A 20,261-nucleotide genomic window follows, 5' to 3' on the forward strand; every position below is an offset into this window, starting at 1 on the left:
TCCTTCCTTATTGTTCCAATCCCTGTAAGGCTTCTTTCATCATGTAATAGCTCGCCTTTCTTTTTTCTTCATACGCTGTTTCCTGCCATTCCTTCCATTCGTAGATCGGATACGGCTCTGTAGAAACTGAGCTGCTTAACCCACGGATTTCCTCTGATTCTTTATCATAGATCCAGGGGAGGAGGCGGATGCCATCCACCGTCTCTTTAGGAAGATCCCCTTCCATCTGCTCAGAAGAAGGATAACCGACCGCCTTTTTTGTACTCGGATCTGAGAACCCTAACAGTCCCCAGGGGATTTTCATCTCCAGCACACGGCCTTTGATTTCCCAGTCGGCCTCTGCCTGATTCACAAGGGAAGCGCGGTCCATCTGTCCCACCTCTACGGCTTCAAATGGAATTTCCTCTTTTGTCAAAGGATGCCTCAATGGTAGACTGACAGCCATTTTCCAAGGTTGGAAGGTTCCCTCCTGACCGCTGCCGGAAGCTTCTTCATAGAGACGCGTATGGAAATCATAGGTGGATTCGATCAACACTTCACTTTTTTCCCATGCACTGAGACGTATCATCGTCTCCAGTCCTTCTTCCAGTTGGATGCCGTGGAGGTGTTGAGGAGGATCTGTTCCTCCCTCCACACTATCGACACCGACATAAACAGACTGCTTCTCCAAGTCGATGTCCTCTGGTAATCGCGCGGAAATGTACACATACCCTTCGTCATGGGTCACATTCAAATCAGTGAGCGGTGCAGGGATTTTCTCCACGTCTTCCTTCTCCAGTTCCTTCCAATCCTTGAGATCACCATCAATCTCCACATCATCAGCTTTTTCCGGGTACATGCCTAAAACACCGTAGGATTGTTCAGCAGATAACGTGTTATACCAGAACGCCTCCCTGTGATCTGTACTCAAAGGCATGGCATTCCACGTTTTCTTAAACCACTCATCCTGCCAGGTGAAAAGCAGAGCCCCCGAGAATTCCTCGATGTATATATGGTGAAGCTGATCGACAGCATGTTTTCCCTGCTCTTGTTCACTATGTCCGCCCTGATCCCGGCCTAAAGGACCATTGTGAGCACTTCCTCTGGATGAAGGAACTCCGAATTCACTGATCATGACAGGCAGTCCTTCATGATAATCTTTCAAATCTTTCAAGTATCCGAGGTATGTATCTACCTTTCCATCTTCATTTTTTACGTCATCGTACTCATCGGTGAACCTTAAAAAGTCCGGATAGTACGGGTAAGCGTGATACGAAGCAAAATAGCCGGCAGCCCAGTTCGTTTCCTCAATATGTGTGGGATCGACACTCACCATATCCTCTCTTTTCTGGGGTTCCTGCGGATGCTCCAGAGGATCGGTTGTCATCCAATTGGTAAAGGTCATCGGATGCTGCCACCCTCTTTCACTTTCCTGCTCTGCTGTGTAATCCAAAAGTTCAGCTAACCAGCTTTCAAAGGGGGAGGCATCTTCGGTGGTTCCAAAATATGTGCCACTGAAAGCTGGATCATCGCTGTGTTTATCATTAGTCTGTTGAACAAGATCAGGATTCCATTCCGTTCCAATATGCCAGGCAGCCAAATAAGGGCCGGCATCCGCCGTATAGTTCCCGCTTGCTTTCCCATCCTGCTCAGGTATCCGGATGTCTCCATAAACCGCTCCTGCAGCATGATCAATCTCTTGCTTAAAAGCCTGCAGCACACGGTTGGATAAAGCATCTCCCGTGTCATCCATGATATTCACCGGAGACCAGACCCCCTGCATGAAATAAAGAGGATCCCCTTGGGTATCTTCGTTGTATTCCACCAGCGCTTCGTAGAAAACAGGAGGATGGATCGTATAAATCCGAATCGTGTTCACTCCCATTTCATCAATCATTTCAAACCAGCGGAGGTAGTCGTCTTTAGAAATGGGAAGTTCTCCCGGGAAATGGCCGGGCAAAGTGGCTCCCATATTTATCCCTTTAATAAAAAGCGGTGACCAGCTTTCATCCTGATAGACTTCGAATTGCTCGCCCTGCGTACGAAATGTCAGCTGGCTCCCATTTTGGAGCTGTTCGCTTTCCGTCATCTTTGTTGATCCCACTAAAAACCAACTGCCAGCCACTGTTATAAAAAAGAGAACAGCGAGCCCTTTCCCCTTCCATCTCATTTATCCCCCTCCTTCAAATTTTGCTTTAGGGAAATTTTTTTTAGTGTTGCAAACTTAATGTAGAGCGTTTAGATTGTTAGTGTATTGCCTCGCTACGTTTATAACGCTAACACGGGGGTCCGGACACTTCATCGAAAACCCAGTTTCGGAACAGCGAATTTCTATTTCGGCACCCTCCGCAAAAATCCGACAAAATCCGCGCCCTTTTTATCAGGGGGTCGGGCTTCGGATTCAGAAGCGGGGATAGATGAACCGCTTTCAAAAATACCTGGTTCATCAGTTGCGGGACCCCCGGATAAAGAGAAAGAAACAGAAGGGTACGTTTGGCAGAAATCTGGTTAAAAACTCATCACTTACACACTTGGAGGTAAACAATGAATCGAATCCTATGTCTATCTTTAATGCTCACCGCTCTCTCGCTCCCTCTCTTTGGCTTTTCAGAGTCAGAAGAATACAAGAGGGCCATGTGGGTGGAAAAAACGGAACTAGGCGAAGAACAAGAATCCATTCTGGAGACCGCCGGGCAGAACAGCATCAATGTTTTATATCTGAAAGGAATAGAAGAGGATCCACAGGTAACGGCAGACTTCATTCAGGAAGCAGACAGCAAAGGGATCGAGGTCCATGCCCTTGGCGGAGAACCTTCATGGGCCCTGGGGGAAAATCAGGGGAGATATGATGCTTTTGTGGATGAGGTAATGGAATACAACCAATCCGTCTCATCGGACCAGCAGTTTGCTGGTATTCATTTCAAAGTCCAGCCCCAATACTTGGAGGAATGGTATGACGACCAGCCCCGGGTCCTTCGTGAATGGAAAGCGAATATCACAGCAGGGATTCAATCGGTCCCGGAAGACAGGGCACTTGAAATCAGTCATTCCATCCCTTTTTGGTTGGATGAAATGGAAACACCCGGACAGTCTGACGTTCCTTTTCATGAATGGGTGATTCAACAATTTGACCATACGACCATTCTTGCCTTCCGGGATACGCTGGAAACGACCAATGGAATCGAAGCCTTGACCGAGAATGAATTAGAGGCCGCAGACCAGGCAGGACGACAGATCCTCATCGGCATAACGACAGCAGAAACAGGGAGGAATTGGACGACCTTTTATGAAGAGGGACCGGAGAGTATGCATATGCACCTCGATCTGATAGATAAACACCTTGGGGAGCACAGTTCCTATGCGGGTTATGCCATCGATGATTATGCGAATCTAAAACAGCAGGAGGAAACACCTTCCGAAGAGGACATGGAAAAAGAACAGAAGCGAGGAACATACGTATGGGAAGCGGAAACCCTTATCAATGAAAAAGATAAAATCCTGGATTTCGCAAAAGAAAACAATATTAATCTGCTCTATACACGTCTGGATCTATCCCAGCCCTACAGCGCCTATTCCCACTTCGTGGAAGCCGCGGATGCAGCCGGAATCGAAGTACATGCCATGGGTGGACACCCTTCCTGGGCCTTGAAGGAAGAAGAACACCGGATTTTAAAACTTGTGGATTATGTGAAATCCTACAATCAGGAGGTAAACGAAAACCAGTCCTTTGATGGCATCCACCTGGATATCGAGCCTTATGTAGAACCATCATGGTCCACAGATCAGGCATCTGTATTGAAACAATGGATGGGCAACTTGGAACGCTTTGTACAAGAAACAAAAGAAGACTCGGACTTGGAGGCCAGTATGGACATGGCCATGTGGTTTGATGATATAGAAACCCCGGGATCCCCGGAAACGCCTTTTAATGAATGGGTAATCGAATTGATGGATCACACCTCAGTTATGGCCTTCCGTGATCAAGCAGAGGGCATCATTCCAGCTGCTGAGAATGAAGTCAATTTTTCTGAAGAGCTTGGAAAAGATCTTCTTATTTCCGTAGAAATCAAAGAAAATCCTTCCCACCCACATATTTCGTTCTATGAGGAAGGAAAAGAGGTCATGGAGAATCAGCTTTCCCTCGTTGATGAGGCATTCCGTTCCTATTCCTCCTACCAGGGCTATACTGTCCATGCCTATCGATATTGGGACGATGCCAAAGAATAAGTGAAGGATGCAGTTGAAGATTCGTCCGAGCATCTAAGCGACCTCGGGAAAAAAGACAGGCTGTGAAAAATAAAAGGGGGATCTTCTATGTAATAGAAGATCCCCCAGCTTGTAGAGAACCCCCGTGTTCTTCTGCAAGCTTTTTTTGTGCAGTTCGTGCGGGCGAATACCACTCGCTTTCCGCGGACGAACGCCCGAGCCTCCTCGTGAAAACCCACACTGCGGGGTCTCGGGTCGCCCGTTTTTCCGCAGGAGTCTCCTGGTATTCGCCCGCCCTTCACCGAAAAAGACTCTCCTTCACCTATCTCACCCTGGATAGGTGAAGGGCAGTCTTTTTCATGTTTTGGCAGGCCGCCGTCAGTAACGCTTGTTCGCGTACATTCTTTTTCCGCGCAAGCGACAATAACGCAGCCCGTGCCGTTCTTTTGAATCTGCAAACCTGCTTAGGGCACACCCTCTCTCCTACCTATTCTAACCCGGCACGAGGAGCTTTCATTGGTGAAGGATGCGGGAACAGCAGGGGCTGAAGAACCACTTGGGCAGGCGGCCTCCCTGACCAAGTCAGCGGAGGGCGTACCCGCGGCATTCATTTACCGATAAGCGGAAAGTGACCCTTCATACAACAAATGGACAACTCTAACTGGTAAACACAGGCTTTTTCTACAGCCAAAGAGGGATCTTCTATATATAGAAGATCCCCCCTAAACTACGCCCATAGGTTTATAGATGACGCTTCTTGAGCTGATTCAATCCATATCATCCGTGATAATCCCCCACTGCTTGGATTTCAACACAGCTTCCGCTCTTGTCTTTACCTGCAGTTTTTTGAAGATTTCCGTTAAGTTGTATTCAATCGTTCGTGGACTCTTAAAATAAATCTGAGCGATTTCCCTGTTGCTTTTCCCCTTGGCAACCTCTTTGAGGATTTCCTGTTCTTTGGACGTAACGGAAACGTCACGATCCGGCAGCTCATGTTCAGGCATTTCTTCAACACGGACCTCATTTTTTCTTAGTTGTTCGAGAAGGGAGACGGGAACGATTGCTTTCCCCTTCACCCCGTAACGGATCGCTTCAATCAATTCTTCCCGCGGAGCCGTCTTGCTGATGAACCCCGAAGCTCCAGACTCCACTAATGTATTGAAATAAGGACCTACATCGTGACCTGTATAGATGAGTACCGGCGAAGTATGTCCTTCAGCCCGTACATGTTTGGTCAGCTCAATGCCATTCATCCCTTTCATACGCAGATCGAACAGCAGAATTGAAAAGCTCTGCTCCCTTAAGATTTCCAAAGCTTTCCCAGGACTGTCTGCAATGGTTACAACCATATCACTCTCTCTTTCAATGATTAATTTGGACCCTTCACCAATAGCCGGATGATCATCCACCAATAATATCGAAACCATCAAACCTCTCCTCTTCTCCAACCTTTTTCCAATCGTTTCCTTCATCCCTCCGCCTGAATTAAGATGGCGGCTTCAACGCCTGATCCTTCCTGTGAAAAGAATTCCATACTCCCTCCGAGGCTGTTGACTCTCTGTCTGATTCCCGTTAAGCCCATGCTTTTTGTTGACGGCTTCTGTTGATTATTCTGAACGCCCACTCCATCATCCTTATAGGATAGCATTACCATATCTCCATCATTCTTCAGTTCAAATTCAATTAATTCCGCCTTCGAATGCTTGGACGCATTATTCAACAGTTCCTGCGCAATGCGATAAAGCGTGAGAGCTTGTTCATCCCCAAGATCAGCTGTGAAATGATTATATCGATAGTCAATATGAAAGTCCTCCCGCTGACGATAATGGTCAATCAAGTAGGATAATGCTTCCACAAAACCCGTTTCCTTAAGAAAAGGAGGACGGAGAAAGGTGCACGTTTCCCTAATCTGACTGACAACCCCCAGCAAACCTTCCTGTACGTCAGAGAGTTCATCTTTTACATGACGATCCAAATGATCCAAGGCGGCTATTTCTTCTACTTTCCGATACCACACCAGCTGTTCCTGAAGAGCAGAATCATGCAGGTCGGCGGAAAGTCTTGCTCTTTCCTCTTCTGAAAGCTTAAACATGAACCGAAGCATCCACGAAGGTACACGTCGTTCATCCTGGATCGAACTTTTTAAATCTTCGGTCACTCCTTCAATCAATTGAAAATTTTCATATACGATGCTTGTATATTGGACGATGGTTTTCAGCCAACGCTGCTCATCCTGGTTGAACGGTGTCCGGTTGACTTTTTGTTCAATCCATAATATATCGACCGTATCATGCTTTTCACTAAGCACATACCCTAATCCATCTTCTAATAGAAACGGCATTCCTATGGACAACGACGTTCCTTTATAGGAGATATACGTCTGAATCAATGGGTAGGGGATGGATTCATCTCCCGCAATGAGGTTCATCTCATTTTCTATTTTGTCATAGGAGAACAGGCAGGCATGCTCTACTGGAAGCACCTCTTTGATTTCACGGAGCAGCCGGTCATCCAGCTCTTCTTTTTTTAATATTTTTGCTACATCATAGGAAAACCGATCAAGACTCAGCTGATAGTTAAACTTATCTCCAAACCATTTGGAACGAAGAGAAAACTTTTCTTCAAAATAGAAAAACAAAATCAAGAGTCCGTAGGTTAGAATCCCCAGTCTGATCCACTGCAGGTCATCCAGATTCGTAAAGAAAACGAGCAGAATCATAACCACAGCCGTCAACAGGAAAGAAATGACCGCATAGTACCGCAAACGGCTGTTAATAAAGTCAATATCAAATATCCGATCCGTCAGCACGAGATAAAGAAAAAAGATCGGCAGAAAGATGAGGAATACCGCGGTTACAGGCGCAGGAATCAGTTCAACGCCGACAACTGCATTAGGCAGCGCCGTCAAGAAGATAAAAGGAAAAAACGAGACGATGATTCCGAAAATCGCATTTTGAAAAATCGACTTATGTATGGTTTTCCGAAAGGTCAGATAAGAATACAGGAGAACACTCAAACCGATAAGAATCTCCATGGAAAAAAGAATCAGCTGCGTATTGCGGATCACTTCATAATGCCCCAGAGACATCCAGAAAATAGATATGATATCCATAAGAACGACAACCAGATTAATGGAATAGACCGCAGCCAATAGGCGCTTTTTAATCAGATGAATCTCGTATTTCAAGAAATATTGATAATGAAAATGCAGAAACAGCACAGGAACCATCATCAAGCTGAAACTGTTGATGATCCTCGCAAGAGTATCCGTTCTCGCAGAAGCGCCTGCACTTAAATACCCAATACCAACAGCCAGAAGAAAGGCGATCAAATAAAACGCAACCGGGTCCCCCCGTTTTTTTACATAGACTTGTAATGAAAACGAAAATAAAACGAAAAATACAACCGTCGGCAGTATGGTATGATAAAGCAGCGTATTATAGTTCATCGGGTTTTGGACCTTATATTCCAACTCGGTTCCTGCTCTCATGACCTTCATCTGGTTAAGGTTACCGATCACCCCGTAATTTTGAATGGAGTGATACCTGGCTGCCTCCTGGTGATTGACTTCAATAACACGATCTCCCTCTTTTATTTTCCGGTGAGCAGCCCAGCCAATCGAATCCACTTTCGTCACGATCAAGGATCTTTCTTTATTCTCACTGACATCGATACCTACATATGTTTTCGTCATCGTTACGAAAATTAAATAAAGAGCAACAACAAAGATAAAACTAAAATAAAAGATAAATCTCTTACTTTTTATTCGAGCCATTTCCATTCCCTTTCTTTTATAACGTCAAAAAAGCCAGAGTATCTCTGGCTTTCAGGATCTCTATCATGGATTACTTCCAGTAACACATTCTCCACTCTATGCCCTGAAGGTCTTCGGATGCGAACACATCAATAAGGGCTTCCTTTTCCACTTCAGAAACACCCGGAAGGTCGGCTTTTCCCTCTTTCACAGCATTCATAAGCGCTGGATTTTGTACAATCTTCTGAACCAATTCAAATAGCATGATTGTTTCCTCCTTATGCAAGATCCATCTTTTATAAATCTTCAATCCTCTTCCTCATTTGTTCCTTCCAAGCCTGCCCTGCCTGAAACACGTCCAGCTCCCGTAACGCCTGCCGTTGATATTTCCGGATCAGCACCTGGATATATGGTTTGACAGGGGACCGGGATACCCACTCAAACAACGGCTGCTTTCTATCTGTGATAAACGATTGATCGACACGGCCTTCATAGTAATCACGTATCCAGCCGGCTTCCTCACTGCTTTCCCGCAGGAGCAGAAATACAGGGAGGGTCCACTTCTTGTTAATGAGATCATTTTTAGCATCGAAACGCACAATGTCCTGCAGGTCATTCACTAACTGAGCCGCAATTCCAAAACTCTCCGCATACAAACGAACGCCTGAAAGGTCTTCATTCTCTTGAAAAGCTGCTCCGGCCATACAGGCACATGCCATCAGCGAACCGGATTTCCGCCTGATCATCCTTAGAAATTCTTCTTCCGTAGAAGCGGATTCATTCAGGTCGGCGTGCTGACCATTCACCGCCTGCAGGACCTGCTGGTGCATGGCCTGAAGAGCATCCGAAGATGTTTCTTTTTGAAAAGGGGACTCATGCATCAGCTGCATGCTCAGCATCAAAAACCCCGTCGAAATATTCATGGACGAGGCAGAAGACACCTGACTCCAAGGTTTATCGCCAGCATCTTCATCCTGAAGATCATCCAGGATATCAAGAGCCAGTATTAAAAACTCGATAGCTGCCGATAGAACATACACCCCTTCATGCTTTTTCCTGCTATGGATATGAAAGTGCAGCTGCGTCAACGGCGAAAAGGAAAACCCTTCTGCTTTCTTATAGGAGATAAACCGCTCAGCCATCCGGGCAAGGACGGCTTCGTTCAAATGAGTCTTCACCGCTTGAACCATCATGCTGTGTAAACGGTCGGGTGAATAACTCGGAATCATTCCCATACGTCACCTCCCTTTCCAAAAAATGTGTCGAAATCTGATTGCAAAACAACACTATCACATCAAGAATAAACGTCAAAAGGTAGTAAAGTATTATGTAATTAGATAGAAAATTCCTCCCCCATCTTTCTATGCGTACATCCTCCGCTCGTTGGTGATGGATTTACTTTCTCACAGGCTTACATAGAAGTGTTATCGATTTGTCATACAAATGTTATCTTTTTGTCATAATCAAAGTTTCCTATTCCTGCTTGAAAGATGTTTTTCAAATACTCCTTAAACAGCACAACAGACGTACATCGCTGTCCCATACGTTCGAGCATTCATGAATATTTTGTATAAACAAATGATAAGCCGGCTTTACTTATCAGGCAGTCTTGCCTGAACACCATCGAATGGTTCATTTTCTGACAGGATAAAAGAAACCGCTCTCATTCATATGCGCCTTTTTACACACGTTATTTTCCATGAACGGGATCATTATAAATTTATGGGAATTAAAAGGGTTTATATACCCAGTTTAAAATGTGAAAATTTATGAAATTTATTCCAGAACCGATCGTTATAGAGGCCTATTTACTGTATTTTTACAAAACGCGGCTTCTTACGTTGGCGCGTATCACGTCCCGCATTCCACATGGACCCTTTTTACATGAAACATTGCATCGTCGCTGGAAATCCGATATAATCTTTTCAACTATTCAAAATCAATGACAAAGAGAGTAGCCGGCGGGAAGGTCACAGCGAACCGGGGGTGGTGGAAGCCCGGATGTCCTTCTGTCGGTGAACCGGACTTTGGAGATGGTCTTCTGAAACACACGTAGGAAGATCCGGGGACACCCCGTTATCAAATTCAAGCGGCTGATTTACATTCAGCTATAAGAGTGGCACCGCGAGTCCAGGCCTCGTCTCTTTTTTTAGAGACGGGGCCTTTTTATATGGAAAAGGAGGAGCATAAATGGAAAAGCAAATGACAGCACTTCAAATATCTCACATACTCGGAGAGGATTATCCACGCGAATGGGTGGAGTCCATGTTGGAGGTACCGAAAAAGGCATCCTTTGGGGATGTCTCCTTCCCCTGCTTCGCTCTAGCCAAGTCGATGCGTAAAAAACCAGTCATCATTGCAGGAGAAATCGCCTCCAGACTGAACCACCCTGTTTTTGATCAGGTAGAGGTCCAGGGTGGTTATATCAACATCTTCTTTGACCGCTCGTTCATTACCGAACATACGTTGAATCAAGTTCTTGAGGACCCTGAAGCTTATGGCAGCCATACCTTTGGGGAGGGGAAAAACGTAGTCTTAGATATGTCCTCTCCGAACATCGCCAAACCCTTCTCCATGGGTCACCTCCGCTCCACCGTCATTGGAAACGCCCTGGCCAATCTCATGGACAAGTGCGGCTATACTCCCGTAAAGGTCAACTACATCGGAGATTACGGGACACAGTTCGGGAAACTTCTGGCCGCCTACACCCGCTGGGGCGATCCAGATGTCGTCGAAGCTGATCCAATCAAGGAACTGACTAAGCTATATGTGACATTTCACGAAGCTGCCGAGGAAGAACCTTCCCTCATTGAAGAAGGCAGAGAATGGTTCAAGAAGCTGGAATCCCAGGACCCGGAGGCGCTCACCCTTTGGAACTGGTTCCGCGAAGCCTCCCTGAACGAATTCAACACGTTATATGAAATGCTTGGAGTGGATTTTGATTGGACTCGCGGTGAGGCTTATTATACGGACAAAATGGAGCCTGTCATCAAACTTTTGGAGGAAAAGGGTCTGTTGGAAACATCAGAAGGAGCGGATGTGGTTCAACTGGGCGATACAATGCCCCCTTGTCTGATCCGTAAAAGCAACGGCACCACTACGTATGCCACCCGTGATCTCGCTGCCGCCATCGACCGCTATCAGTCTTATCCTTTCGAAAAAAGTCTGTATGTTGTTGGCAGTGAACAGTCCCTTCATTTTCAGCAGATGAAGCTTGTATTGAAAAAGGCCGGGTTTGAGTGGGCAGACCGATTGGAGCATGTCTCGTTCGGGATGATTCTGCAGCATGGAAAAAAGATGTCTACGAGAAAAGGGAAGACGGTTTTGTTGGAAGAAGCTCTGAAGGAAGCCGTAGCGCAGGCACTCTTGAATATGAAAGAGAAAAATCCCAACCTCACGAATCCTGAAGAAACAGCGCGCCAAGTCGGAGTTGGAGCCGTGATTTTTCACGATTTAAAGCAGGATCGACGTCATGATATTGAATTTTCTCTCGAGGATATGCTTACTTTTGAAGGAAATACCGGTCCATATCTGCAGTACACTCATGCCCGCGCATGCTCGCTTTTACGTAAAGGCGGATTTTCGGCAGACACTCCGCAGCCGGCGGTTGACGACCCTGAAGCCTGGCCATTAGTAAAGGCGGTCCGTGCATTTCCAGAAATGACTCAAATGGCCTGTACGACCAATGATCCCTCTAAAATTGCCCGTTACCTGCTGGACCTTGCCCGAACATTCAATCACTTTTATGCCAAATCAAAAATTATCGGCTCCGCTTCCCAACAGGAACGCCTGACGCTCGTTTACGCATTTGCCGTCGTACTGAAGGAAGGGCTGCGTCTGCTTGGAATGGCTGCGCCGGAACATATGTAAATCAGGAACATTTCCAACATCCGCCCGCTTTCTATTATAATGAAGGTAAGACTTTAATCAGGGGGCGGATGTTCAATGTATCCTTTGTACTATGCCATCATCATTGTTTTGTCGATTACCGCTTTGGTCAGTACGGTTGTCATTGCCAAAAACATGGACAAGTCGGAAAACCAGCTGACCCCGGAAGAGGATCTGCAGCACTTGAAATCCGATAAAAAAGATCAAGGAAGCATTCCTTTACTCTCCACGATCTACGCGATCACTTTTGTGATCACTATTATTCTTTGCTGGATTTTTATTTTCTAGGGCCTGTTTCACTCACCACCAGGGCCCTTTTTCCAGTGCCATGCATTTTCTCCAACGGGCAGGATATGGATCCAGGTTATCCAGTCCTTTCACTCCCCTTCCTCTGCACATTGACTATTTTTTACATAAATTGCGCAGAATGCACACATACTCTATTTAAAAACATGTTATCTTTCAAGCAGGTCTATGAATATCCTAATAACAGAATGGTCACAGCTGCTTGGATGGAGACAGTTTCACGGCAGGACAATCAAGGATTGCCCAAGGAGAAAAAAGGGAATACACTTATCCCCCACACTCCACTGCCTAGAAATAAAAAAGGAGATGGCACATGTGCACCAGCTCGATTTGTTTCAAAACCTCACGCATAAAAAAATGGGATTTGCAGAAGTGTTCTCACATATTTTAACATTTATGAAACGGGAGCCTGTCGGGAATTACCGTTTAATGGTAGGAACAGATTCACAAGTCCACCCTTCCCGCACGCTGTTTATTACCGGAGTCGTCATTCAGCGGGTAGGAAAAGGGGCCTGGGCCTGTTACCGCAAAGAAGTCATCCCCAGGGAAATGACTACCCTGCATGAGCGGATTTCCTATGAAACATCTTTAACAGAGCGGGTTGCCTCCCTTTTTACAGAAGAACGGAAAAATGAGTTAATTGATATTGTCCTCCCTCACATCTACAAAGGTGCGACATTTACAATGGAAGGACACATTGATATAGGTTCCGGTGACCGGAACCGGACAAGAGTGTATGTAAATGAAATGGTGGCCAGGATTGAATCCCTTGGGATGGAACCAAAAATCAAGCCCGACTCAATCGCCGCCAGCAGCTATGCGAACCGATATACCAAATAACCTCCCTAAGGTTGTTTGGAGGAGAGGAGCATTCTATGTATCAAAAGGCTGTGACATCCCTCGTACTGGGCATCATGTCCATCTTCCTCCCTCTCGCCGGATTAATAACAGGCATCATCGGCATCGTGATGGCCAATGCCTTCTTACGCAGCGAAGAGGAGGAAAAAGAAAACGGCCGGCACTTTGCGACGGCAGGAAAAATCTGTTCCATCATTGGCATCTGCATCCAGGTCAGTGTCCTGCTGATGCTGGCAGCCGGCTTCTACCTTTTCGGATTTTTCCACTCATAAAAAAACGCCCTCCACATCCATGGAGGGCATCTTTTTGGACTTATGCGTTTACTTTTTTCAGCTCTTGGAGAACTTCAGAAGGTTCTGCACGGTCTTTATAGTCAGATTTTGTATATTCGTATACAACCGTACCATCTGTATCAATAATGTAGGTAGCGGATACTGGAAGCGTCCAGGAATCGTCTCCATTATGCTTGTCTACATTCAATCCTTTATCCTTATACACATCTACAAGATAATCCGGAAGCTCATAAACAAGGTTGAACTGCTGAGCAACTTTGTTTCCAACATCACTCAAAACGTGATACTCCAGGTCGTTTTTCTCCTGAGTAGTCATGGATTGATCCGGCGTCTGCGGGCTGATAGCAATCAGCTGAGCTCCTTCATTATGAATATCATCCATGATTTCCTGATAGGCACGCAGCTCCATGTTGCAGTAAGGGCACCAGCCGCCGCGGTAGAAAGTTACGATAGCAGGACCCTGCTTCAGCTGTTCGGAAAGCTGAACCTGACCACCTTTGGCATCTGGAAGGATGAAGTCCGGGGCTTTTTCTCCTTTGGAAAGACCGTTCCCCTCTTCAGAGGCTTCCAATTCATTAATGGCGTCGTTCATTTTGTCCTGAACTTCCTGGGAGGCATTCTGTTTGAATTTCTCGATGTATTGGTCAAATTGTCTGCGCATATCTGTCGTCATTTGAAAAACTCCTTTATGATCAATTTCAATCTTCATTATACGAAGAATCTTCTTCTTCATAAAATGAAACGTCTTGTCTCGTTAGAATCAGGGCTAAACTCACAGCAAGAATACCTGCACTTAATTTGCCCACGATCACCGGAAGTATCATGTCCGGCTGGACGCCGGCCACAAATGCGAAGTGGCTTCCGAATACGAATGCTCCGCTGACTGCAAAGGCCGCATTGATGGTCTTCCCTCTATCGTCCATGTCCTTCATGACGGCAAGCATCGGCAAATGATGAGCAAGCGATGCGATGAATCCTGTCATCGATACCGCGTTCATCCCGAGACGTCTTCCCGCACGGGTGAGCACTTTTTCGCCGTGCCTGCTGATAAACGCCACCAGCGGATAAGCCCCTGCAAGTGTGACAGTGATTTTACCCACGATGAGCATCCCTTCTGATAACGGAGCCATACCGGGGAGAACCGTTATACCTGTTAACGTTTCAATAATGATGAGAGCAAGCCCTGAAATAATAATGATTTCGACCGCTTTGCCGAAATAGGAAAACAGACGAATGGTCAAGGCTGTGAAGAGCCAGAGACCGGCGGCGATGAAAAGGGATAGAATCATGGCCGGAAGCAGATTTCTAAGCATCCACCCCGGTTCATAGCCGGCTGTCCACCCGCCGATGAAACAACCGATTGGAATCGTCACCATTCCTGCAAGAATTCCCTTTGCGAAAAAAGGATGATCTTTTTTTGCTACAACGGTCAAGGCAACTGGAATGGTAAACACAAGCGTAGGGCCCATCATCGTCCCAAGCAGAGCCCACGAAAAAACAGCCGCTTCTTTGTCTGCCGCGAGCGATTCCGCCAGAGGATAAGCCCCCATATCAATGGCAAGCAGCATAGAAGCAAACATCGAAGGATCAGCTCCTGCAGCCTGGAACAATGGAGTGACGACCGGCGCGAGCCATCTGGACAGCACCGGGGCCAGAGAGATGATCCCCACCATGGACAAGGCCAGAGGACCCATCATCATAAAGGCTTCATAAAAACGCCATCCTAAGGCAAGGCGGTGATTCAATATGTAGTAATCAAGAGCTCCAAGAACCATAAAGGCGCACATGACCATAAGGATGATATCATTCAACACAGCCTCTCCCTCCTCTCTTCATCTCCTCCATTCTAGTGAACTTTCCCCCATAAAAAAAGCCCCCTCACTGAGGGGCTCTGGCTGTAGAAAAATCCTGTGTTAACCAGTTAAAGTTGTCCATTAGTCGTGGGAAGGGCCACTTTCCGCTTATCGGTAGATGCATGCCGCGGGCGTCACCACCGAACGCTCCTCGTGCCGACGTTAAAATATAGAGGAGAGAGTTTGTGCCCTACGCAGGTTCTCAGATTCAAAAGAACGGCACGGGCTGCGCTGTTGCGCACTTGCGTGGAAAGGGAAGGGGCTTTCGCTCCTGGCGGGAAGAAAGAAAAAAGCTTGTAAAGAAACAGGGGTTTCTCTACAAGCTGAGCCCCTCAGTGAGGGGCTTTTCATCAGCCGATGGAACAGGCAGCGGAGCCATGTTTTTGAATGTACTTCTGGTGATGCTCTTCTGCTTCAAAGAAAGAGGAAGCCTCTTCCACCTGTGTAGCGATTGAACGCTTGAAGATGCCTTTGGCACTCCATTCTTTGATTTTCTCTTCTGCAATGTACTTCTGGCTTGCATCTGTATAGAAGATCACTGAACGGTATTGATGTCCTACATCAATGCCCTGACGATTTACCTGTGTCGGGTCGTGAGCTTCAAAAAAGATATTGACCAGTTTGGCATACGTAATGACAGCAGGATTATATTCGATACGGACAGCTTCCGCATGACCGGTATTTCCCTGTTTCACTTCTTCATAGGAAGGGTTTTCGAGATGTCCCCCGATGTAACCGACGGTTGTTGCCGTTACCCCTTCGAATTTCTCAAAAAATGCTTCTACTCCCCAAAAACATCCTGCGCCGAAAATTGCTGTTGCCATATCTACATCTTCCCTTTCCTTTAACGCAACTTCTATCGAGAGCCATGACGGGTATGCTGATATGCAAAAAACCCCTTTTCTTATCCACATAAGAAAAGGGGTTCGTATCAATCCGTACGATCCTCTCATCTTTTAGGATGGTGTTCATCCTACAGGAATTGGCACCGTTCTCGTCAATCCGTGGATTGATTCGATGGTTGCCGGGCATCAAAGGGCCAGTCCCTCCGCCTCTCTGGATAAGAAGTTTCCGTTATTTATTTAATGTTGATTATCAATATACTACGTTTCAGTAACGAAGTAAAGGATAAATGATGATTCTTTTTGTATCATCATTGTATTCACACTTTAGCATGACTATGCCAGTCCACGCAAAAGAAAAGTCTTACTGACTGCCTGTTGTTTCAATTTCTTCATACGGCTGGACGATGACAAAACCTTCTCCTTCGAACTGCATTTGAATAGATTCCCCGCTTCCCCGTCCGATAAACGTTTTAAAGCTTACATCCGTCTTGAAATTCGGCTCCAAATGCCCGGACCAGGCTACGGTCGCATGAGGATCCGTAATAACCGGTTCTCCCGGGCGTACGAGCAATGTCAGTGGTTCGTAATGGGAGGTGACAGCCACACGTCCGCTGCCATTCAAGGTCACGTTAAACAGACCGCCGGAAACCATCCCGGCCACTTTTTTCATCAGCTTGATATCCCAGTCGATGCTCGGCTCAAAGGCGAGAAGATCGTTACCGTTGACTGTAATGGTTTCATTATCCAAGTCAAAAATCGTAATCTTTTTCCCCTGATCAGCGAGATACAAACGTCCGCGCCCTGTCGCTTTCATCAGCGAACTGCCTTCTCCCGTCAACGCCTTCTTGAACATTTTTCCTACACCGTGCTCCAGAATCCCTTCTCTCTCAAACTTGATATTCCCATTATAGGAAATCATGGCCCCGGATTTCGCCCAGACCTGATCCATCAGGTTCACCTCGAGAATACGCGGGGTTTCCAGCTCAAAATAATCATTTTCTGAATCATCCTGTTTCGTCGCCCTGATAAACTCCTCAATCGAATAGTCTGCCATGACAGATTCCTCCTTTTATGTAGGTTATAGTTCTATACCACACCCCGGGGTGGGTTAGACCATTTATGAAACCTTTGTCTATCGTTTTACGTTTACAATGGAGGAAAGGTTTCATCACCACCTGGCAGGGGAATGATGATTCTATTTGATCTATTCAAACAACCTAAGGACGAGGAGGACCTGTTTATGTATGGTCTTGATGAGAAAAGAAAACAGCTGTTGGAGTATGCTCATTCCGTCTCTGACGAAATGGCAGCACGGAAGCCCGGGGAAGGAAAATGGTCGGTCCTTGAAATTCTGGAGCACCTGTACCTGATGGAACAACTTGTCGTCTACCAGATCAAGCAGGCAGTAAAGCAGGGAGATATCCAGCAGACTTCCGAAAAACCGATCCACCGGACGACGGAAAGGGACTACAAGGTGGAAGCCCCTGAGTCCGTCCGGCCTGAAGGTACGTTCCAAACGATTGCAGAAGCCGAGGGTGGATTGAAAAAAACAAGGGAAGCTACGTTATTCCTCATTCATAACAAAGATGAAGAAACATTGAAGAACCGTGTGTTTCCCCACCCCGCTTTCGGAGACATGGACTTGGTGCAGTGGATTGAATTCATCGGCTGGCACGAACTCCGCCACCTTGATCAAATGAAAGAAACTGTGGAAGCTTTATAAACCCGTAGAAAAACACGCAGAGGTAAATCTCTGGCTTGAAATTCCCCGCTTTTTATCGGGCCTTCAGGAACTGAGACCACTCCCTTTCTGCGGAGGAACTTGGCTGGGTGGTCTTCCTATACAAGTGAACCGAGGCCGTGCCCGCGGTAAGTATCCGCCGATAAGTGGAACGTGACCAGGCACACCACCTACAGATCTACTGGATGGCAAGTCAAGTCTCTTGTCTACAGTTGAAAAGCGCAGAGACGAATCTCTGCGCTTTTTCTATCTTTGACGATCCTGTTTACTTTTCAGGCTTCACTTCTTCGCCGTTCTTCCCGGTGTAACGGAGCCCCCATCCTGTCCATGCTGCGATCAGCATAACAAGCAGAAGGAGCCATCCTTGGAACACATACGGGAATACTTCACCAGGCGAAACGACGGGGAGGAAGTCATACTTGTCTGCCGCTCCCTGAACCGTGGCCCAGGCAAGCAGGACACCACCACTCCAAGGGAAAATATACCCCAGGGAAGAGGTCACTGTATCCAGGAAGTTGGCCCGCCGGTATGGATGAATATTCAATTCCTTCCCGATTTTCCTCACAAACGGAGCCGCTGCAATTTCCGCCGCTGTGTTGATTGTGATGAAGGCATTCAAGAAAGCTACAATACCAAAGATGGCGAGTTCAGCTCTGCGGACTACACCATTGATGATGCGGAGGAAGAAGTTCTTAATCACTTCCATCGTCCCTCCTACTTCAAGCATGTAAGCCGCCGCAAGAATGAACAGGATCAAAACAGCCATATTGAAATATCCGCTGATTCCATCAATTAGGGCCCCTTCAATCACAGGGTCCCCTGCTTCATTAAAATGAATATACAGCACTTCCTTTAAGGATATGCCACTCAAATATATGAAAGCCACGGATGCAAGAATCCCCCATGATAAGGACGTCAGAAGATGCTGGCCTCTCAGCGCCAGTATAAGAACGAGTACAAATGGCACCAGCATCAACAGACCGTTGGGTGACACCTGGCTCTGCAGGTCATTGATCACCTGCTGGCTTCCTTGTTCCCCACCGCCGCCGAAAACAATGAAAAGAATCATTGCCGGAACAGCAGCCGCCATGGAGTATTTAAAACGGGAACGGACAACTCCAGGGACATCCGCTTCCTGTGTCGTTGCAGAGACGATCGTTGTGTCAGAAACAGGCGCCAGGTTATCCCCGAATACAGCTCCACTTAAAATCGCTGCAACAAGCAGCACCGGATCCGCTCCTAATATGACACCAGCTGGATACATAAGCACACCGAACGTGGCTACCGTACCGTATCCAGTTCCTACGGCTGTGGAAAATAAGCCGGCGAGCAGAAACGTAATACCGACGAAAGCTCCACCTTCCAGCCCTGTTTGGAAGCCGAACCAGATCAGACCATCCACCAGTCCTCCGGCAGACAGCATATTTGCAAACATGCCGGCCCAGAACCAGGCAATGATCGAAACGATCCCTACCGGCTGAGCCATCCCTGTAATCAGACTCTGCGCATAATCTGACCATTTCGATTTAGTAAAGAACAGACCGAGGCCGATTCCAATCACAATTCCTAAGACAAGCCCCTGCTCTGTAACAAGACCTGCCACACTTAAGACAATGGCCCAAATGATAAAGAAAACCAAAGGAATCGTTGCAGCAAATACCCCGCCATGGAACTCCAGGCGTTTGATTTCTTTTTCTCCTAAGGCTTCATCGATGACTTCTTCATTTCTTCCCTCTTGATCAGCCATCTGATTCCCTCCTCAACAATTACTTAACCTTGTATAGTTTACCACCTGATATGATGGAATATAAACAGCTGAATTGTTACCACTTTAAAGCAGATCAGGATATCATCTGGAAAGCACAGAAACCTCTGATCAGTAATAGTATCTGAACAGACCATTGGTTATAAAGGAGTTATATTATGAAATTAAGGCCGGCAAGGATGGAAGATTTTGAAACGATCAGTCAATGGATCAGGTCAAAGGACGAGCTGAAACAATGGAGCGGCTCCGGTTTTGAGCACCCCCTCTCCTTGAGCCAGTGGGAAAAATACTTGAATGAGGAGGACCGTCAATCGTTCACAGCTCTGTTGGAAGACAGCCCGGCCGGACACATTTCCATCGGCCGGATCGAACCTCTTAAGACAGGAAGAATCGGTCGTGTGATAACGAATCCCGAACACAGAGGAAAAAAGGTTGCTGCACGGATGCTGCGTGAAATCACAACCTACGCCTTCGACCGACTTCATCTGGAGAGCGTCACCTTAGGCGTTTTCGCCTTCAACACCCCGGCTCTCCGGGTATATGAAAAAGCGGGGTTCTCATTCAAAGAACAAGATAAAAATAAGGAAATGACGGAGACCCAGCCTTGGCACACACTGGAAATGTTCCTCACCAAAAATGAATGGAAAAATCAGCGGATGTTTCCATATCATTGATATCTTTGTTTTCTGCTTCAAAAAAAATTAAAATAGAAAAGAAGGTTCTTTACTCAGAGTAGAAGGTAGCGCTTACATGTCTATGGCCAGCACACTTTA

The 20,261-nt window shown here is 46.5% G+C and carries 17 protein-coding genes, 1 pseudogene, 1 riboswitch and 1 other annotated feature; of the genes and pseudogenes, 7 read left to right on the forward strand and 11 right to left on the reverse strand.

Annotation, left to right across the window (positions count from 1 at the left end; translation table 11 throughout):
* Positions 1-7 precede the first annotated feature (7 nt).
* Positions 8-2,149 carry a hypothetical protein gene (locus ACXAJH_RS13350; protein WP_474994212.1) on the reverse strand — a complete coding sequence of 714 codons (2,142 nt, stop codon included), beginning with the start codon at positions 2,147-2,149 and terminating at the stop codon, positions 8-10.
* A gap of 470 nt (positions 2,150-2,619) precedes the next feature.
* On the opposite strand from ACXAJH_RS13350, the gene ACXAJH_RS13355 reads away from it, so the two are divergent.
* Complete coding sequence (locus tag ACXAJH_RS13355) at positions 2,620-4,206, forward strand: hypothetical protein (protein ID WP_474994214.1); 1,587 nt, start codon at positions 2,620-2,622, stop codon at positions 4,204-4,206.
* Between the two features lie 301 nt (positions 4,207-4,507).
* Here the strand turns inward: ACXAJH_RS13355 and ACXAJH_RS13360 are convergent.
* From ACXAJH_RS13360 to ACXAJH_RS13380, 5 genes and pseudogenes are all read right to left on the reverse strand, one after another.
* Positions 4,508-4,644, reverse strand: a pseudogene (locus ACXAJH_RS13360) (transposase); the annotation flags it as partial.
* 308 nt (positions 4,645-4,952) lie between these two features.
* Entirely contained in the window at positions 4,953-5,612 is a 660-nt protein-coding gene (locus tag ACXAJH_RS13365) for a response regulator transcription factor (RefSeq protein ID WP_474967540.1), read from the reverse strand.
* A gap of 41 nt (positions 5,613-5,653) precedes the next feature.
* Positions 5,654-7,960 carry a sensor histidine kinase gene (locus ACXAJH_RS13370; protein WP_474971974.1) on the reverse strand — a complete coding sequence of 769 codons (2,307 nt, stop codon included), beginning with the start codon at positions 7,958-7,960 and terminating at the stop codon, positions 5,654-5,656.
* Positions 7,961-8,030: 70 nt separating this feature from the next.
* Positions 8,031-8,204, reverse strand: coding sequence for a competence pheromone ComX (gene comX, locus ACXAJH_RS13375; protein WP_474967538.1), 174 nt, complete (start codon positions 8,202-8,204; stop codon positions 8,031-8,033).
* Positions 8,205-8,235: 31 nt separating this feature from the next.
* Positions 8,236-9,174 (reverse strand): polyprenyl synthetase family protein, encoded by a 939-nt coding sequence (locus tag ACXAJH_RS13380; RefSeq protein ID WP_474994216.1) that lies wholly within the window; start codon positions 9,172-9,174, stop codon positions 8,236-8,238.
* A 698-nt stretch (positions 9,175-9,872) separates the two neighbouring features.
* Positions 9,873-10,087: a binding site (T-box leader), on the forward strand.
* Positions 10,088-10,129: 42 nt separating this feature from the next.
* Between ACXAJH_RS13380 and argS the strand changes: the two genes are divergently transcribed.
* The 4 genes from argS to ACXAJH_RS13400 all read left to right on the forward strand — a co-directional run bounded on the left by argS (position 10,130) and on the right by ACXAJH_RS13400 (position 13,263).
* Entirely contained in the window at positions 10,130-11,809 is a 1,680-nt protein-coding gene (gene argS, locus ACXAJH_RS13385; RefSeq protein WP_474971976.1) for an arginine--tRNA ligase, read from the forward strand.
* 75 nt (positions 11,810-11,884) lie between these two features.
* Positions 11,885-12,115, forward strand: a complete 231-nt coding sequence (locus tag ACXAJH_RS13390) for a hypothetical protein (RefSeq protein ID WP_474967535.1) — start codon at positions 11,885-11,887, stop codon at positions 12,113-12,115.
* 375 nt (positions 12,116-12,490) lie between these two features.
* Complete coding sequence (locus tag ACXAJH_RS13395; protein WP_474970351.1) at positions 12,491-12,973, forward strand: ribonuclease H-like YkuK family protein; 483 nt, start codon at positions 12,491-12,493, stop codon at positions 12,971-12,973.
* A gap of 35 nt (positions 12,974-13,008) precedes the next feature.
* Complete coding sequence (locus ACXAJH_RS13400) at positions 13,009-13,263, forward strand: DUF4190 domain-containing protein (RefSeq protein ID WP_474967534.1); 255 nt, start codon at positions 13,009-13,011, stop codon at positions 13,261-13,263.
* A gap of 40 nt (positions 13,264-13,303) precedes the next feature.
* Here ACXAJH_RS13400 and ACXAJH_RS13405 read toward each other — a convergent pair whose 3' ends face one another.
* From ACXAJH_RS13405 to ACXAJH_RS13420, 4 genes are all read right to left on the reverse strand, one after another.
* Complete coding sequence (locus ACXAJH_RS13405; RefSeq protein WP_474994218.1) at positions 13,304-13,957, reverse strand: peroxiredoxin-like family protein; 654 nt, start codon at positions 13,955-13,957, stop codon at positions 13,304-13,306.
* A 25-nt stretch (positions 13,958-13,982) separates the two neighbouring features.
* Positions 13,983-15,098 carry an ethanolamine utilization protein EutH gene (eutH, locus tag ACXAJH_RS13410; protein ID WP_474991204.1) on the reverse strand — a complete coding sequence of 372 codons (1,116 nt, stop codon included), beginning with the start codon at positions 15,096-15,098 and terminating at the stop codon, positions 13,983-13,985.
* A 389-nt stretch (positions 15,099-15,487) separates the two neighbouring features.
* Positions 15,488-15,961 carry a peptide-methionine (S)-S-oxide reductase MsrA gene (msrA, locus tag ACXAJH_RS13415; protein ID WP_474967531.1) on the reverse strand — a complete coding sequence of 158 codons (474 nt, stop codon included), beginning with the start codon at positions 15,959-15,961 and terminating at the stop codon, positions 15,488-15,490.
* Between the two features lie 122 nt (positions 15,962-16,083).
* A riboswitch (SAM riboswitch) is annotated at positions 16,084-16,204 on the reverse strand.
* Positions 16,205-16,343: 139 nt separating this feature from the next.
* The gene (locus ACXAJH_RS13420; protein ID WP_474967530.1) at positions 16,344-17,036 is read right to left on the reverse strand and encodes an AIM24 family protein; all 693 of its coding nucleotides are present in this window, start codon (positions 17,034-17,036) and stop codon (positions 16,344-16,346) included.
* Positions 17,037-17,168: 132 nt separating this feature from the next.
* Between ACXAJH_RS13420 and ACXAJH_RS13425 the strand changes: the two genes are divergently transcribed.
* On the forward strand, positions 17,169-17,705 hold the full coding sequence (locus ACXAJH_RS13425; protein WP_474994220.1) for a DinB family protein: 537 nt from the start codon (positions 17,169-17,171) through the stop codon (positions 17,703-17,705).
* 283 nt (positions 17,706-17,988) lie between these two features.
* Here the strand turns inward: ACXAJH_RS13425 and ACXAJH_RS13430 are convergent, their stop codons facing one another.
* Positions 17,989-19,470: a Na+/H+ antiporter NhaC family protein gene (locus ACXAJH_RS13430; RefSeq protein WP_474967528.1), complete on the reverse strand. Its 1,482-nt coding sequence runs from the start codon at positions 19,468-19,470 to the stop codon at positions 17,989-17,991.
* A gap of 176 nt (positions 19,471-19,646) precedes the next feature.
* Here ACXAJH_RS13430 and ACXAJH_RS13435 point away from each other — a divergent pair, with 176 nt between their 5' ends.
* On the forward strand, positions 19,647-20,162 hold the full coding sequence (locus tag ACXAJH_RS13435; RefSeq protein ID WP_474991203.1) for a GNAT family N-acetyltransferase: 516 nt from the start codon (positions 19,647-19,649) through the stop codon (positions 20,160-20,162).
* Positions 20,163-20,261: the final 99 nt, after the last annotated feature.

It is taken from the genome of Halobacillus sp. ABD4_316 (assembly GCF_056161385.1).

What these genes read in the sequence shown, in the direction of transcription:
- msrA (WP_474967531.1), bottom strand. Translation starts at nt 15,961, where the DNA reads ATGGCAACAGCAATTTTCGGCGCAGGATGTTTTTGGGGAGTAGAAGCA.
- ACXAJH_RS13400 (WP_474967534.1), top strand. Translation starts at nt 13,009, where the DNA reads ATGTATCAAAAGGCTGTGACATCCCTCGTACTGGGCATCATGTCCATC.
- argS (WP_474971976.1), top strand. Translation starts at nt 10,130, where the DNA reads ATGGAAAAGCAAATGACAGCACTTCAAATATCTCACATACTCGGAGAG.
- ACXAJH_RS13350 (WP_474994212.1), bottom strand. Translation starts at nt 2,149, where the DNA reads ATGAGATGGAAGGGGAAAGGGCTCGCTGTTCTCTTTTTTATAACAGTG.
- ACXAJH_RS13395 (WP_474970351.1), top strand. Translation starts at nt 12,491, where the DNA reads ATGGGATTTGCAGAAGTGTTCTCACATATTTTAACATTTATGAAACGG.
- ACXAJH_RS13420 (WP_474967530.1), bottom strand. Translation starts at nt 17,036, where the DNA reads ATGGCAGACTATTCGATTGAGGAGTTTATCAGGGCGACGAAACAGGAT.
- ACXAJH_RS13380 (WP_474994216.1), bottom strand. Translation starts at nt 9,174, where the DNA reads ATGGGAATGATTCCGAGTTATTCACCCGACCGTTTACACAGCATGATG.
- ACXAJH_RS13405 (WP_474994218.1), bottom strand. Translation starts at nt 13,957, where the DNA reads ATGACGACAGATATGCGCAGACAATTTGACCAATACATCGAGAAATTC.
- ACXAJH_RS13365 (WP_474967540.1), bottom strand. Translation starts at nt 5,612, where the DNA reads ATGGTTTCGATATTATTGGTGGATGATCATCCGGCTATTGGTGAAGGG.
- ACXAJH_RS13390 (WP_474967535.1), top strand. Translation starts at nt 11,885, where the DNA reads ATGTATCCTTTGTACTATGCCATCATCATTGTTTTGTCGATTACCGCT.
- ACXAJH_RS13430 (WP_474967528.1), bottom strand. Translation starts at nt 19,470, where the DNA reads ATGGCTGATCAAGAGGGAAGAAATGAAGAAGTCATCGATGAAGCCTTA.
- ACXAJH_RS13370 (WP_474971974.1), bottom strand. Translation starts at nt 7,960, where the DNA reads ATGGCTCGAATAAAAAGTAAGAGATTTATCTTTTATTTTAGTTTTATC.
- ACXAJH_RS13435 (WP_474991203.1), top strand. Translation starts at nt 19,647, where the DNA reads ATGAAATTAAGGCCGGCAAGGATGGAAGATTTTGAAACGATCAGTCAA.
- ACXAJH_RS13425 (WP_474994220.1), top strand. Translation starts at nt 17,169, where the DNA reads ATGATGATTCTATTTGATCTATTCAAACAACCTAAGGACGAGGAGGAC.
- comX (WP_474967538.1), bottom strand. Translation starts at nt 8,204, where the DNA reads ATGCTATTTGAATTGGTTCAGAAGATTGTACAAAATCCAGCGCTTATG.